This is a genomic window from Streptomyces sp. PL-29 (assembly GCF_058344425.1).
Genome location: NZ_CP136996.1, coordinates 414376 through 428094, shown reverse-complemented (window position 1 = coordinate 428094; position 13719 = coordinate 414376). Strand labels below are relative to the sequence as shown.

Sequence of the window (13719 nt, the reverse complement as noted above, 5' to 3'; positions counted from 1 at the left end):
GGCTCTCGGCCCGTTCGGGCGGCACGGGGCGAGCGGACGGGCGTCCGGGGCCGAGCGGCTCGGACGCTCGTGGAGGACCGCACGCCAGCCCCGGTTCTGGCGTGATCTCGTCGCCGAAATGCGCCAAGTGGGGTGAACCGAGCGCCGAACCGATCTAAAGTGCGCCCGTAAGCATCGTCGCGGACACCTGTTCGGCGGTTTTCGGCCATGCCTCGCCAGTGGCGCCTTCCGGCCGCACCGCACACTCAACTGGGGGGTTCATGCGCAGATCCCGTAGGCCGGCGCTCTCTCTCGCCCTGTCCCTGGCCCTGGCCGCCACCGGAGCCGGGCTGGGCCTCGCCGTCGCCCCGCAGGCGGCGGCCGTCACCCCGCCCGTCGCCTTCACCGCCGACGCGCTGTCCGCCTGGCAGCCCAACGGCGTCGTATGGGCCCTCGCCGAGGCAGGCGGACAGGTCTTCGCCGGCGGCACCTTCTCCACCGTGCGACCGCCCTCAGGCGGCTCTGGCAGCGAACGGGAGGCCGTGAACTTCGTTGCGCTGGACGCCGCGACGGGCACGCCGACCTCCTGCGAACTGTCCTTCACCCTGGCCTCCGGCACGGCGACGGTCCGGGCGCTCGCCCTGTCACCTGACAAGACGACCCTGTACGCCGGCGGGTACTTCGGCGCGGTGAACGGCACCGCCGTCTCCAGCATCGCCGCCATCGACGTGGCCAGCTGCACGGTGAAGACGGGTTTCCGCCCGGCGTTCGCAGCCACCGTCCGGGCCCTCGCCGTCACGGGCGACACCGTCTACGCGGGCGGTGACTTCCTCACCGTCTCGGGCCAGCCCCGCCGGCGCTTCGCCGCCGTGGGCGCCACCGACGGGTCCCTGAAGCCCTTCACCGCGGACGCCGACGAGCCCGGCCGCGCCGTCGAGGTCACCCCCGACGGTGAGAACGTGGTCCTCGGCGGTGACTTCTTCACCGTCAACGGCACGAACACGCACGCGCTGGCTGTCGTCGACGCGGCCAGCGGTGCGCTGACCAAGGCCTACCCCGGCTTCATCGAGACCAACTCCGTCGTCAAGGACATCGCGACGGACGCGACCGGCTTCTACACCGCCAACGAGGGCACCGGCGGCGGCGTCTTCGACGGCCGCATCGCACTCGACCTGCCCGGCTTCGGCCAGCGCTGGCGCGACACCTGCCTGGGTGCCACTCAAGCCGTCCTGCCGTACCAGAACGTCCTCTACAGCGCCTCGCACGCCCACGACTGCGCCAGTGTGGGGGAGTTCCCCGACGGCCGGCGCCACCACCTGCTCGCCCAGCCGACCACCGCCGTCGGCAAGCTGGGCTGGTCCCCCGACACCAACGACGGCATCGGCGAGGGCATCGGCCCGCGCGTGATGACGGTCGCTTCGAAGAACGGGGTGCAGTACCTGTGGGTGGGCGGTGAGTTCACCACCGTCAACGGCGCGCCGCAGCAGAGCCTGACGCGGTTCGCCTCCACTGGCGATACGGGCGCCCCCACCGTTCCCGTGGCGAGCGCGGCGAGCTTCGCGCCGGGCGAGGTACAGGTGCGCTGGCGCACCAGTCTCGATCTCGACGACAGCGCGCTGACCTACCGGATCTACCGCAACGGCGCGGCCACCCCGATCGCCACGGTCGCTGCCGACTCGCTCTTCTTCACACGGCCGCAGGCCTCCTGGACCGACACCACCGTTGCGGCGGGCCAGACGTACACCTACCGGGTGACGGCCACCGACGCGGCCGGCAACACCAGCGCCCTGTCCGCCACGGCGAGCGTGACCGTCCCCACCGGGCCCGAGAGCTACCCCAGCCGGATCCGTGCCGACGGGGCCCAGCTGTACTGGCGCTACGACGACGCGATCTTGCCCTACGTCGCGGACTCCTCGGCCGGAGGGAACCAGAACGGCGTGCACATGAACGCCCCCGCCCTGCGCCAGACGCCCGGAGCGGTCTCCGGTGCGAGCACGGCGATCGGCTTCAACGGCACGGACTCCCGGATCTACGCGGACAAGCGGCAGACGGTGGGCAGCGCCTACACCGTCGAGACCTGGTTCAAGACGAACACCACCCGCGGCGGCAAGCTCTTCGGTTTCGGGAGCAACCAGGACCGCGGCAGCTATCAGTACGACAAGCACGTCTACATGACCAACAGTGGCCGGCTGGTGTTCGGCGTCTACACCGGGGCCACCCGCACCATCACCACGAGCGGCGCGTACAACGACAACCAGTGGCACCACGTCGTGGCCACCCAGGGCCCCGGCGGCATGACCCTCTACGTGGACGGCGTCCAGCGCGGAACCCTGGCCGTCACCGCCCACGAGAACTACTCCGGCTACTGGCACGCCGGCGGCGACAGCCTCGGAGGCTGGCCCGACCGCCCGACCAGCGATCTGTGGGCGGGACAGCTCGACGAGAGCGCCGTCTACCCGACCGTCCTGAGCGCGGCGCAGGTACAGAACCACTACGCCCTGGCCACCGCCCCCGCCGACTCGGTGGTCCAGGTCACCGCCGCCGAGGACACCTACGCCAATGCGGGCGCCCCCGGGAGCAACTTCGGCGCCTCATCGTCGCTCGCGGTCCGTGGCACCTCCTTCTACGCGAGTTACCTGCGCTTCGACCTGCCGGCGGCGCCCGCCGGCACGGTACTGAAGTCGGCCGTGCTCAGCGTGAAGACGAGCACGATGAGCGGCGCCGGAACGACCGACACCGTCTCGGTCCTCCCGATCACCGGCACGTGGAGCGAGAGCGGCACGACGTACAACAACCGTCCCGCCCTGGGCGGCCCCGCCCTCGGCGCCTACCCGGGAGTCCCGGACGGCTCGGCGGTGCACACCACCGCGCTGACGACGGGCTCCGTCGCAGGGGCGCTCGGAGGCAGCCTCTCCCTGGCGCTCAGCAGCTCCGGCACGGACGCCCTGTGGCTGTGGTCCTCCGAAGCCCAGGCCAACGACGGTACGCCGCAGCTGACCCTCACCTTCGGCGCACCGTGACCCGAGGCCGACCGGGCGCCGGGGGCGCGGACCACTGCGGTCCGCGCCCCCGGGCGCGTCCGACGGGTGCTCAGTCCAACGTGTAGGTGAAGGCGTACTCGACGGAGCCGGCGCCGTGGCGGCAGGTGAAACCGCCCGAACCCGTCAGGCCCACGAGGTCCCCGGTTCCGGAGCCGGGGACCACCTCGAAACGGCAGACGGTGCCATCGGCGTCGAAGGTGCCGCGCTCCTCCAGCACGAACCGTCCCTCGCGGCCGTCGACACGGCCCGACAACAGCTCCATCCCGCTGTAGCTCCCGGTGCTCTCGCCGGTGTACGCGATCGTGTAGTCGCAGCTGGTGCCGGTTGCCTCGACGCCGCCGGTGAAGCTGTTGGTGACGCGGGCGTGAGCGAGCCGAGGCGCCCCCTCCGCCGCTCCGACGGCGGTCTCCTCCCAGTCGGCGAAGGTGAAGCGGCCGCGGGTCTCCACGGGTGTGGGCATGAGGTCCTCCCGGTGGCCGGACGGTCCCTCCGCCCGGCGCCCTGCCAGGCTGGCAGCCGTACCTGACACCTCCTGTCAGGTACGGCGAGAATGGGCGCCATGCGTGCCGACCGGCTCCTCTCCCTGCTCCTGCTGCTGCAGAACCGCGGCCGGATGACCGCCCCCGAGATCGCCCACGCGCTGGAGGTGTCCACGCGCACCGTTTACCGCGACATCGACGCGCTCGGCGCCGCGGGCGTGCCCGTGCTGGCCGACCGGGGTCCGGCGGGCGGCTACCGGTTGGCCGACGGCTACCGCACGCGCCTCACCGGCCTCACCGACGTCCAGGCGGGCTCGCTCTTCCTGGCGGGCGTCCCGGGGCCCGCCCAGGACCTCGGGCTCGGCGCGGATCTGGCCGCCGCCACGCTGAAGCTCCAGGCGGCGCTGCCCGCCCAGCTCGCCGGACGGGCCCGGCGGGTCCAGGACCGCTTCCACCTCGATGCGACGGCCTGGTTCCGGGATGCCGACCCCGTGCCGTACCTCGCGCGGATCGCCCAGGCCGTCTGGGACCAGCGGGTCCTGTACGCCCACTACCGTCGCTGGAGCGGTGAGGTGCGGCGCGCACTCCACCCGCTGGGCCTCGTCCTCAAGGGCGGCATCTGGTACCTGGTGGCCGGGACCGGGGCGGGGACCGGGACCGGGGCGGGCGCCGGGGGGAACGGGGTCGACAGCGTACGGACCTACCGCGTCGCCCGGTTCCTCGGGGTGGACACCGCCGAGGACGGCTTCGAACGCCCGGCCGGGTTCGACCTCGCCGCGTACTGGAAAGAGTCCACCGGCCGTCTCGACGCAGCCCTGCACCAGCAGACCGCGCGGCTGCGCCTCTCCCCGCGCGGCCGCCGCCTGCTGCCGATGCAGTTCGGAGCGGCGGGCACGCGGGCGCTCGCCGAGGCCGGCCCGCCTGACGCGGACGGCTGGATCCGGATCAGCCTCGCGGTCGAGTCCGAGGCCATCGCCGTCGGCGACCTCCTGCGCCTGGGTACGGAGGTCGAGGTGCTCGGCCCGCCCCAACTGCGCCGAGCCCTCGCCGAAACGGTGACCGCGCTCGCCGCCCGCTACGCGTGAGCGACGGCCCGGCCCGCTCCGGTCAGCGTGGTGGCTCCACTTCCAGAAACCGGCGCCGCCGGGCGCCCCGGTACAGCAGGCACACCCACCCCAGCTCCTCCAGCGCCGCCGCGCAGGCCGCCAGGCGCTCCCGCTCTTCCCCGGCCGCGCCTCCACCTACTGGACCGACCCAGGTCACCTCCAGCCGTCCCGCCCCCTCTGCGACGGCGACCCGGTAGCCCGTCCGCGTACGGCGCCCGTCCGCGTCCAGCGCCGACGGCGTGATCCCGGCCGCCTCCAGTGCGAGGGCCACCGCCCGCAGCGGCTGCCGTACCTCCCAGGGCGCGGGAACCTCCGCGCCCGCGGGGCCGTTGACCAGGCGGCGGATCTGCAACAGCCCCTCGTACGCCGTGCGCACCCCGGCCTCCCGGCGCCCCGGTGGCGCTGCCGCGCCGTCGCCTGTCGCCGGTTCGAAGCCCTGCCCCGGATCCGCCGCCACCCCGCCACCCTCCCGGCTGAGTACCTCACGCCCAACGGCCTGAGTATCCGCCCCGATTCCCCGGAGCGCCGCCGCTGGTCGAATGAGGCCATGAACGACGACGCCCCGCACAGCCCGACCGCCCGTCCGCGCATGCGGCAGGTGACCACCGCCGGGTCGGCCCTGGCCGGAGCTCTGGTCCCGCTCGTCGTCGGCGTCCTCTTCGCCAAGGCGATGGCCGCCGACCCGATGACCCCGGTCAATGCCCTGATCGCGGGCGGCGGACAGCGGGCCGCCCTGCCGAGGGGAGAGTGGAAGCGGCGCGGCCGCACCACCCTGCACCGGCTGCGCACCGCGCGCCGTGACACGGCCCGGCGCTGTGCCCGCGCCCGTGCACGCCGCCCCCGCGGCCGCGTGCACGGAGGCTGAGCTCAGCGGCCGTACTGCCGCAGGCACAGGTCGACCACCGACGGTGGTACGACACCGTCGGCGGCCGCGCACAGCTCGTCCAGGCGGGGCGGCGGCGCCGGCCGGCGGTGCGGGTGCGCGGTCGGGGCCCCGGGCAGCCGGTTGTGTCGCGGCGGGGCCGCCCGCTGCACCCGCGGCCGCTCGCCCGGCGAGGCAGGGGCGGGCGTCCGGTCCGGACCCGCAGCAGGCGCCCGGGCGGTGCCCGGGGCCGGACCGGTCCCGACGGCCGGGGGCAGTTCCCCCAGCGGCAGGGCCGGCGGCGCGGCCCGCTCGGGCCCGTCGGCCGAGGGCACGGACCCTCCTGCGCGGGGAGGGAGCCGCAGCCGGGTCGTGCGGGCCGACGCACACACAGCCGGCGCTCGCCAGGAGCGCGGCGAGGGAGAGGGGGCAGGGCACGGCGTAACTGCATCCGACCACCTTGCCGTACCGCCGGGTGCGGTCCGCCGTCCGCCTCACGCGTCCGGGTGACGGCGGGCGTCTGGCGACACCGGGCGAGGCAGGTGTGGGGGACCGGCACGGACGTACGGGGCGGGGAGGCGCGCCACCGGCCGCCCCCGGGAGCGGAAGACCCTCCGCACGCGGACCGCCGCGCGCGGCCGCAGCGACTCCCGCTCCGCGCGGATCGCCCCCGACAGAAGGGATGGATGTGCGTGTTTCGGGCGTGCGGCTTGACCCGGCCCGTGCCGGACGGCGAGAGTGCGCCCGATCAAGAACCACAGTTCGAGCCGCACCTCGGAGATACCCAGATGTCCATACCGGTTCGCTCCCCCCTCGCCCCGTCCGTGATCTGCGGTTCTCCCGCCCCCGCCGCCCGGCGGCGCAGGGCCTGACCGGCCGGGCGTGGACCGGCACCGCTCTGCCGCGCCGGCCTCCGCTCCCGCCGGGAGACAGCCATGTCCCAGGACCACGATGAGAACGGGCTCGTGCCCGACGACTCCCCGCTCGTACGCCCGTACGTCGCACACTCCGGACCTCCGGTGGGAGCGGAGGCTCCCTCCTGGCCGCAGAGCGGCCCGTTCGCCTTCCCGGGCCCGGCACACGGTCCGACAGGCGGGCCGGCAGACGGCATGGCTGCCGGGGGGCCGGCACCGCTGACCGGGCCCGTCGCGGACCCCGCGCCCGGGCACCGGGGGGCCCGGAGATCCGCGCGAGCGGGCCGCCGCAGCCGGATCCCGGCGGCCGTGGCCGGCGTGTGCGCGCTCGGCGCCGTCGGAGCCCTCGTGCTCCTGCTGACCGGTCCCGACACCCGGCCGACCCGCGCCGACCCGCCGGCCGACCTGTCCCTGCCGGCGCTCCCGGCCCGCAGCCCGGACGCCGGTACGCACGCCCCGGGGCCGGCGCCGTCCGTCCGGTCCGCCGGACCGTCGGCCTCCGCCACCGGTACGCCGGGCGCGACGGCGAGTCCGGGGGTGAAGTCGCAGACCGCATCGAGGACGTCGGCCCCGCGGCCGTCGAGCGCGTTCGTGACCCTGCGCATGGGGGACAGCGGGCCCGAGGTGCGGGCCCTCCAGGAGATGCTCTACGGGCAGGGGTTCACGTACGTCTCCGTGACCGGCGTCTACGACGGCCAGACCAAGCGCGGTGTCGGCCAGCTCCAGCGCGACCGGTCCATCAAGGGCGACCCCCAGGGCGTCTACGGGCCGAACACCCAGGCGGCCATGCAGTAGCGGAGGCGTCGTGGCCAAGGCGGTCAGCCCGGCCTATCCGACCGGCAAGGGCGGCACGGAGTACGAGTGACCAGGCTCCAGGGGTGTTCCTCCGGCCTTGCCCGACCGGTACGCATTCCGGCAGGGTGATCGGATGCCTGCTGCGGATGCCCTGACCCGGGCGCTCGAGACCCCGGGGGAGCCGCTCGTGCGGCCCCTGCCGCAGGCCGTGGCCGGGCTGCGAACTCCTGCGGGCGCACGGATTCCCCGCGCACCTGGCCCGCTTCGCAGCCACCCACGCCACCTGGCACGGGAGCTCCGTGAGCGTCGAGGAACTACTGGTCAGCACTGCCGACAAGGTGTGGAAGGGCAAGCGCGTCCAGGACCTGGAGGACCTCCTGACGGCCCGGCTCGCCGCTGCGACGGGCGTCGAGCGCTGGGCCGCGTACCTGGAGCTGGACGAGGTGCTCGGGCGGATCTCTGAGGGCGCGGACCGGCGGCTCGGGTTCCAGGCCGCCTTTCCCGTGCACCCCTGAGGCCTCCGGGGGCGCCCCCGAGCGGGCGGTGACGGCCGGCCGGCCGTGTCCGAGCAGCCGGGGCGGCGGGAGCGTGGTGGGATGGGCCGGAGCGGGGTCCACCAGCACACGGAGGTCGGGTACATGTCCGAGTCGGGCCGGAGCGGCCAGGAAACCATGCGGGCGATGGCATACGAGACGTACGGCGGGACGGAGGTGCTCTCCGAGACCAGGCTGCCGCTGCCCAAGGTCGGCCCCGGCGAGGTCCTCGTCCGGGTCAAGTGCGCCGCCGTCAACCCCGTCGACTGGAAGATCATGGCGGGCGGGCTCGACCCTCTCATGGACGTCGTCTACCCGGTCGTCCCCTGCTGGGACGTCTCCGGCACCGTGGAGAAGGTCGGCATCGACGTCCCCGAGTACGCCGAGGGCGACGAGGTCATCGCCTACGCCCGAAAGGACTACGTGCACGGCGGGACATGCGCCGAGTTCGTCACCGTGCCCGTACGCGCCCTCGCGCCCAAGCCGGCCTCGCTGAGCTGGGCCGAGGCGGCCGGACTTCCGCTCGCCGGACTCACCGCCTACCAGCTGCTCACCCGCCTCGGCACCGGCAGGGACGACACCGTCCTCATCCACGGCGCCGCCGGCGGCGTCGGCTCCCTGGGCGTGCAGATCGCCCGCGCGCTCGGCGCCCGCGTCATCGGCACGGCGTCCCCGCGCAACCACGACCGGGTGCGCGAACTCGGTGCCGAGCCCGTCGAATACGGCGACGGGCTCGCCGAACGCGTCCGCGCCCTCGTGCCCGACGGTCCCACCGTCGTCGCGGACTTCGTCGGCGGAGTGGGCGGCGTCACCCGGGAGGTCCTCCACGACGACGGCCGGCACGCGTCCATCGCCGACCCCAGCGTGCTCGGATCAGGCGGCGAATGGATCTGGGTCCGCCCCGTCGGCAGCGACCTGGCCGAACTGGGCCGGCTCGCCGACAGCGGACAGCTCAAGGTGCCGGTCGCCAAGACCTTCCCGCTGAACGAACTGGCGGCCGCCTTCGAACTCAGCCAGGGCGGCCACACCCCAGGAAAGATCATCATCGAGGTCTGACCCCGACCACCGGGGCCCGTGGTTCAGGCGACCAGGTCCGGTACCTCACCGCCCGCCGCCCAGGACACCTCCACCCCGCGCAGACCCGCCCGCCAGCGGTCGGCGACTTTGGCCAGCCGCGCGGAGTCCGGCGGAGCGGCGCCCAGGCCGATCGCGTACCGAGCGAGGCCCGGCCCGGACTCGAACGGGCGGGGCCAGGCGTGCACCCCGGTGACACCGGCTTCCTCCAGCGCACCGAGGAGCGCCCGCAGCCGCCCGCGCACCCGTCCCCGCACCTCCTCGAACTCCGCCTCGGCCGCCCGCACGGTCACCACCGCCCAGGCCGCGTGCCGGTGGTGCGGCGCGGGGGCGGCCGAGGCCAGGGCGTCCACCTCCAGCCCCGACTCCAGCAGTTCCCAGGCCCCGTACAACTCCTGCACCAGGAAGTCCCGCAGGCCTGGTGTCACCTGGGCGGTGCAACTGCGCACCGGTTCGGAAGGGGTGAGGACCGTGACCGGATCCGGCCCCGCGGCGGACACCCCCAACGCGACGGGCTCGCGCCAGTCCCAGGCGGCCCACCGCCCGAAGAACTCCCGCACCAGGTCGTCGGCCGGCAGGACCCCCGCCTCCCGGACCGTGCGCGCCGCGAGGACCGACCAGGCCAGCCCCGGCAGGCCCCCGAACGGCGCCGAGTCCAGACCCCTGGCCCGCGCCCACGCCTTCACCCGCCGCGCGAGCCCGGCGAACGCGGCATGCCCGGCGCCGACTGCCTCCCGTACGGCGTCCGCGTCGCTCACCGCGCTCAGCGCGACGGCGGCCGCCTCACCCAGCTCCCCGCGCCGCGCCACCGCCAGCGCCGGGTCGAGGCCGCCGGTGGGGACCACCGCCAGGTCCACGGACAGGGTCCCGACGCACAGGCGCAGGCCCGGCACCCGGGCGCCCGTCACCTCGCGCAGCCCACGGGCACGCGGCAGCGCGGCCGCCACCCGGTCACGCACCAGGGCAACGTCAACGGTCCCCGGCAGCGCCGCCACCAGGTCCAGATCTGCCCCCGGAAGCTCGCAGCCCATCCGGCGCGAGCCGGCCACGTGCACGCGCGCGCCGGGCAGCGCGGCGCCGATCCGCGCCACCACCGCATCGGCGTGGTCGGACCCGCCTTCGGGCCGGGGCCCGGGCAAGGGCTCCGAAGCGCGGCGGACCTCACCCGTCCCCAGCGTCACCACCGCCCGCACCCGCATCGGTCCGTCCCCGCGCCGCGAGAGCACGGCGAGCTCCCCGACCCGCGCGGACACCGCCCCGCCCAGCCTCGCCGCGAACTCCCGGGCCGCCCGCTGCGGGTCGCCGCTGCGCCCCAGCGTCAGGTGCGGGGTGTAGCCCCCGGGCCCGTCGGAGCGCCCGCGGCAGCCGGGAAAGCGGTCCTCCAGCGCTCGCCGGAGCTCCTGCCACGGCGCCTCACCACCAGCCGCCGGGTCCAGCCAGAGGGTGGCCTCCTCGCGGTGGCCGAAGCTGTGCACCCCCTCCAGCCGGACGTCGAACGGAGCGGTCCCCGCAGCGACGTCGGCCAGCAGCGGGACGGCCTCGCCGAAGGAGGACTCCGGTACGAAGCCGAAGAGCAGGTTCACGTGTGCGGGCCAGCGCCCCTGCGCCGGGTCGTGTGCGCGGCGCACCTCCCGCACCGCCTCCGGAAGGCGGGGCGGCAGCCACGCGACGGCCGTCCGCACCGTCGCCGGTACGTCGAGCCGCGCCGGTCCCGCGCCGGGCGACCCGAACTCCACCGTCGCCTCCACGCCGAAGTGGTCGGAGACGAACAGCCCGTCGGGGGCCGGGGTGGCGCCGCGCAGCGCCGCCCGCGTCACCCGGGCCGGGGTCGGGCCCAGCAGGATCCGGTCCAGCCGGGCGGCGCGCCCCGACAGGGAACCCACCGCGGCCAGCGGATTGACCGCCGGGTCGAAGGTCGGTGTGGCGTCCGCCGTCCCGTGCACCTCGCACCAGGCGTCCCGCATGCCGAGCGCGGGTGCGGGCCCCTCGACCCCGTGGCGGCCGTCGTTGAAGTCGCCCAGCAGGGCGACACCGGCTTCGACACCGCCCAGGCCCTCCGCGAGCCGGGCCAGTTCGGCCTCCCGCCGCCCGGCCCCGTTCTCGCTGTGGTCGCTGGTCAGGTGGGTCGCGGCCACCACCAGCGGTCCGGCAGCGGTATCCACCGCCACAGCGGTGACCGCCTTGTGCGGACGCAGGGCGTGCAGGCCCGCCTCGCGCACCGGCAGCCGGCTCAGCACCAGCAGTCCGTACGCGGCGACGTCCCGGCCGCCGGGATCCGTGCCCAGCGTGAACCCGGCCCGCACCCACGGAGCCGCCAGCAGCATGCCGAGCAACTCCGGCTCGACCTCCTGGAGGGCGATCACGTCGGCGTCCGCGGCGGCCAGGTCGTCCAGCAGGAGCGGTCTGCGCCGGGCCGTGGCGATGCGCGGCGCGTCGTAGCGGTCCCACAGGGTGTTCCAGGTCAGCAGGCGCACCGAGGCCGGCGCCGCCGCGGCGTCCACGGGAGCGGCCGGGGCGGGCCGCCACCCGCCGCCGCCCGCCGGATCCCACGCGTACGGGGTCCGCGCGGTGAAGAAGGGGGCCCGCAGCAGGCGCGGGTCACGGACCCGGCCCGCCCCGGTCGCATCGATCAGGTCCACACCGGTGGCCCGGTCCCACACCAGCTCGCCGTCGGCCTCGACGAACAGCACCCGGTGCCAGGGGATGTCCCCGCCGGGCACGAAGGAGGGCAGCGGGACCCGCTTGGGCGCCGCCCCGCGCTGGAGCACGCCGAACACGAACCGCGCCGGATCGAACCGCGGGTCCCAGCGGACCTGGTGGTAGAGCTGCTCACTGGTGCGCATCGCAACCCCCGCCCGCCGTGACCGCGCCGGGAGCGAGGCCCCCGGCCGTGTCCTCCACGTTGCCGCCCGCGCCGACGTACCACGTACGGTGCGCCCGGCCCGCGTACGGCGGGCTGAACCGGTGCAGCTGCGAGGCCAGCACCTGCGCCGGCACCGGGTGCGGGCGCACGCCGTTGCGGCGCTCCAGCTCCCCCTCCTCGACCAGCACCACGGCCTGGGTGACCAGCGCGCCGCGGCGGTGCGCGACCGCACCGACCGGCCCGCGCTGCTGCTCGGTGAGCGAGGTGGCGTCCCACACCACCGTCCCGCCGCGGGCCAGGGCGGCATCGAGCCGGCCCAGGCCCTCGCGCAGCACGTCCGCGTTGGCCCGCTGGTCCGCACGTGAGCCCCGGGCGGCGCGCAGGTCGTCGAGGCAGACGTACGCGTCCACGCCGGGCAGGCCGCGGCCGAAGGTGCTCTTCCCGCTGCCTGAGGGGCCGCACAGCTGCACCAGCCGGGGAAACGATCCGCCGCGCCACTGCCACGTCGCCGCCACGGCCTCCTCCACCGCCGTTCCGGAGATCCTGCCGTCCGCGAACGCGCGTCGGGCCTCCGCCCAGCAGCGGTCGGCCGCGGCCGCCTCCAGCCCGGCGAGCGGCTCACGCAGTGCCTCGCGCAGGCACTCCAGCGGATCCGGGCCGCCCAGCAGCTCCGCCTCCGCGGCCCACAGCGCGGACCATTCCACGCACTCGCGCGCGCCGGGTCCGTCGGCCAGTGCCCCGGCGAGTGCGTGCAGCACGCCGAGATCGGCCGCCGCGGCCAACCGTACGAGCCCGGCCCGCCGGTCGGCGTCGGGGAACGGCCTCTGGAGGCGGGGGTACAGCCCGAGCAGGTCGCCGACGCGCCGGGCGAGCGCCATTCCGGCCGGTCCGGCCGCGAGCCGCGCCGCGACCCGGGCACGCGGTTCGCGGCGCAGCACCGCGGCCAGCACCCCGGCCAGCCGGTCCTCGCCGGTCTTCCCCGACGCGTCGATCCGGGCGGTGGCCTCCGCCACCTCGGCCCCCGCCTCCGCACCGGGTCTCGCCCCGGTGCCCGCAGCCGCGGATCCGGGCGGGCCGACGGCGGCCGACAGGGCCGCGACATCCGGCTCGGCGCCGGAACGCACCGCCCACAACGGGGCCGCCCTCCCGAGCCCGTTGGGCACGACCTGCGCGTGCATCCAGTGCGTGTCGGTCTGCACATGACCGGCCCGCACCCACTTGGCCACGCACCGCCCGAAGTCCGCACGGTCGAAACCGGCGGCCGTGCGCACGACGTAGCCCTCCTGCCGGGCGGTGTCCAGCCTCAGCCTGCGCAGCGCGCGTTCATCGAAGGTGCCGCGCCACAGCACCCGCGGGGAGGGCACACCCAGGCCGTGCAGAAATCGCACGGTCCGGTCCCAGTCGAGACAGCGCTCCCCGTCCCACACCGAGAATCCGTAGAACCAGCTGTCCAGGTCCTCGTACGGGATCGAGTGCCGGGCGTAGAGGTTCTCCCCGCACACCCGCCATCCCGCCGGAATACCGGGGCCGATCCGCCCCTGGAGGCCCTTGACCCAGGCCCGTGAGGGGTGGTGGCCCGAGTCGAGCGAGCGGGCGTGCAGCCCGTCGGCGTACAGGGTGGTGTTCTCCCCGTCGAGCTTCTCGGTGACCACGACCTCCCGGCCGGTCAGCCCCGCGGACCCGACGGCCCGGACGTCGTCCGCCGCGGCCCCCGGCGACCAGGGAAGATGGGGCGTACGAGGATAGTGGGTGCGCATGATCCGCTCCGGCTCGACGACGTGGTGCGCCGTCACTTTAGGTATGCGCGAGCGGGTGGATCCAGCCAATTCAGCGGCAGAGCGCCACGATGGCCGGTGACACCGTGCCCCTGGCCGCCTCGCACAGTGCGGTCATGTCGTACGAACGCCCCGTGGCGGGACGGGACGTGGGCGGCACCGCCGGCTGCGGGCGGGCCTTCCCCCGGGCCGCTGGCTTCGCCGGTTTCACCGTTCTCACGGACCTGGGCGGCTTCGCCCTGCGCGGCGGGCGCACGGGCCGGTGCGGCGCGGACGCCCGCAGGGACGCGGCTCTGTC

The 13719-nt window shown here is 75.4% G+C and carries 11 protein-coding genes; 6 read left to right on the top strand and 5 right to left on the bottom strand.

The window, feature by feature from the left end:
• Positions 1–260: 260 nt before the first annotated feature.
• Positions 261–2999: a DNRLRE domain-containing protein gene (locus R4Z63_RS01990; protein WP_384444687.1), complete on the top strand. Its 2739-nt coding sequence runs from the start codon at positions 261–263 to the stop codon at positions 2997–2999.
• 70 nt (positions 3000–3069) lie between these two features.
• Here the strand turns inward: R4Z63_RS01990 and R4Z63_RS01985 are convergent, their stop codons facing one another.
• Positions 3070–3480 (bottom strand): DUF3224 domain-containing protein, encoded by a 411-nt coding sequence (locus R4Z63_RS01985; RefSeq protein ID WP_037922032.1) that lies wholly within the window; start codon positions 3478–3480, stop codon positions 3070–3072.
• 99 nt (positions 3481–3579) lie between these two features.
• On the opposite strand from R4Z63_RS01985, the gene R4Z63_RS01980 reads away from it, so the two are divergent.
• Positions 3580–4584: a helix-turn-helix transcriptional regulator gene (locus R4Z63_RS01980; RefSeq protein ID WP_384444684.1), complete on the top strand. Its 1005-nt coding sequence runs from the start codon at positions 3580–3582 to the stop codon at positions 4582–4584.
• Between the two features lie 22 nt (positions 4585–4606).
• Here R4Z63_RS01980 and R4Z63_RS01975 read toward each other — a convergent pair whose 3' ends face one another.
• Positions 4607–5062 (bottom strand): hypothetical protein, encoded by a 456-nt coding sequence (locus tag R4Z63_RS01975; protein ID WP_384444682.1) that lies wholly within the window; start codon positions 5060–5062, stop codon positions 4607–4609.
• A gap of 90 nt (positions 5063–5152) precedes the next feature.
• Between R4Z63_RS01975 and R4Z63_RS01970 the strand changes: the two genes are divergently transcribed.
• Positions 5153–5470: a hypothetical protein gene (locus tag R4Z63_RS01970; RefSeq protein WP_037922039.1), complete on the top strand. Its 318-nt coding sequence runs from the start codon at positions 5153–5155 to the stop codon at positions 5468–5470.
• Between the two features lie 2 nt (positions 5471–5472).
• Here R4Z63_RS01970 and R4Z63_RS01965 read toward each other — a convergent pair whose 3' ends face one another.
• Positions 5473–5802 (bottom strand): hypothetical protein, encoded by a 330-nt coding sequence (locus R4Z63_RS01965; RefSeq protein WP_037922040.1) that lies wholly within the window; start codon positions 5800–5802, stop codon positions 5473–5475.
• A gap of 600 nt (positions 5803–6402) precedes the next feature.
• Here R4Z63_RS01965 and R4Z63_RS01960 point away from each other — a divergent pair.
• The 3 genes from R4Z63_RS01960 (at position 6403) to R4Z63_RS01950 (ending at position 8765) form a co-directional block, all read left to right on the top strand.
• A complete protein-coding gene (locus tag R4Z63_RS01960) occupies positions 6403–7176 on the top strand; it encodes a peptidoglycan-binding protein (protein WP_384444680.1) in 774 nt (257 codons plus the stop codon).
• A gap of 299 nt (positions 7177–7475) precedes the next feature.
• Positions 7476–7691, top strand: a complete 216-nt coding sequence (locus tag R4Z63_RS01955) for a hypothetical protein (protein ID WP_384444678.1) — start codon at positions 7476–7478, stop codon at positions 7689–7691.
• Between the two features lie 156 nt (positions 7692–7847).
• Complete coding sequence (locus R4Z63_RS01950) at positions 7848–8765, top strand: NADP-dependent oxidoreductase (protein WP_078556574.1); 918 nt, start codon at positions 7848–7850, stop codon at positions 8763–8765.
• Between the two features lie 23 nt (positions 8766–8788).
• On the opposite strand, the gene R4Z63_RS01945 is transcribed toward R4Z63_RS01950, so the two are convergent.
• Together R4Z63_RS01945 and R4Z63_RS01940 are read right to left on the bottom strand one after the other, a co-directional pair.
• Positions 8789–11626, bottom strand: a complete 2838-nt coding sequence (locus R4Z63_RS01945; protein ID WP_384444676.1) for a poly(A) polymerase — start codon at positions 11624–11626, stop codon at positions 8789–8791.
• On the bottom strand, positions 11613–13403 hold the full coding sequence (locus tag R4Z63_RS01940) for an RNA ligase family protein (protein ID WP_384445010.1): 1791 nt from the start codon (positions 13401–13403) through the stop codon (positions 11613–11615). Before R4Z63_RS01940 ends, R4Z63_RS01945 begins: the two co-directional genes overlap by 14 nt.
• Between the last annotated feature and the right edge of the window lie 316 nt (positions 13404–13719).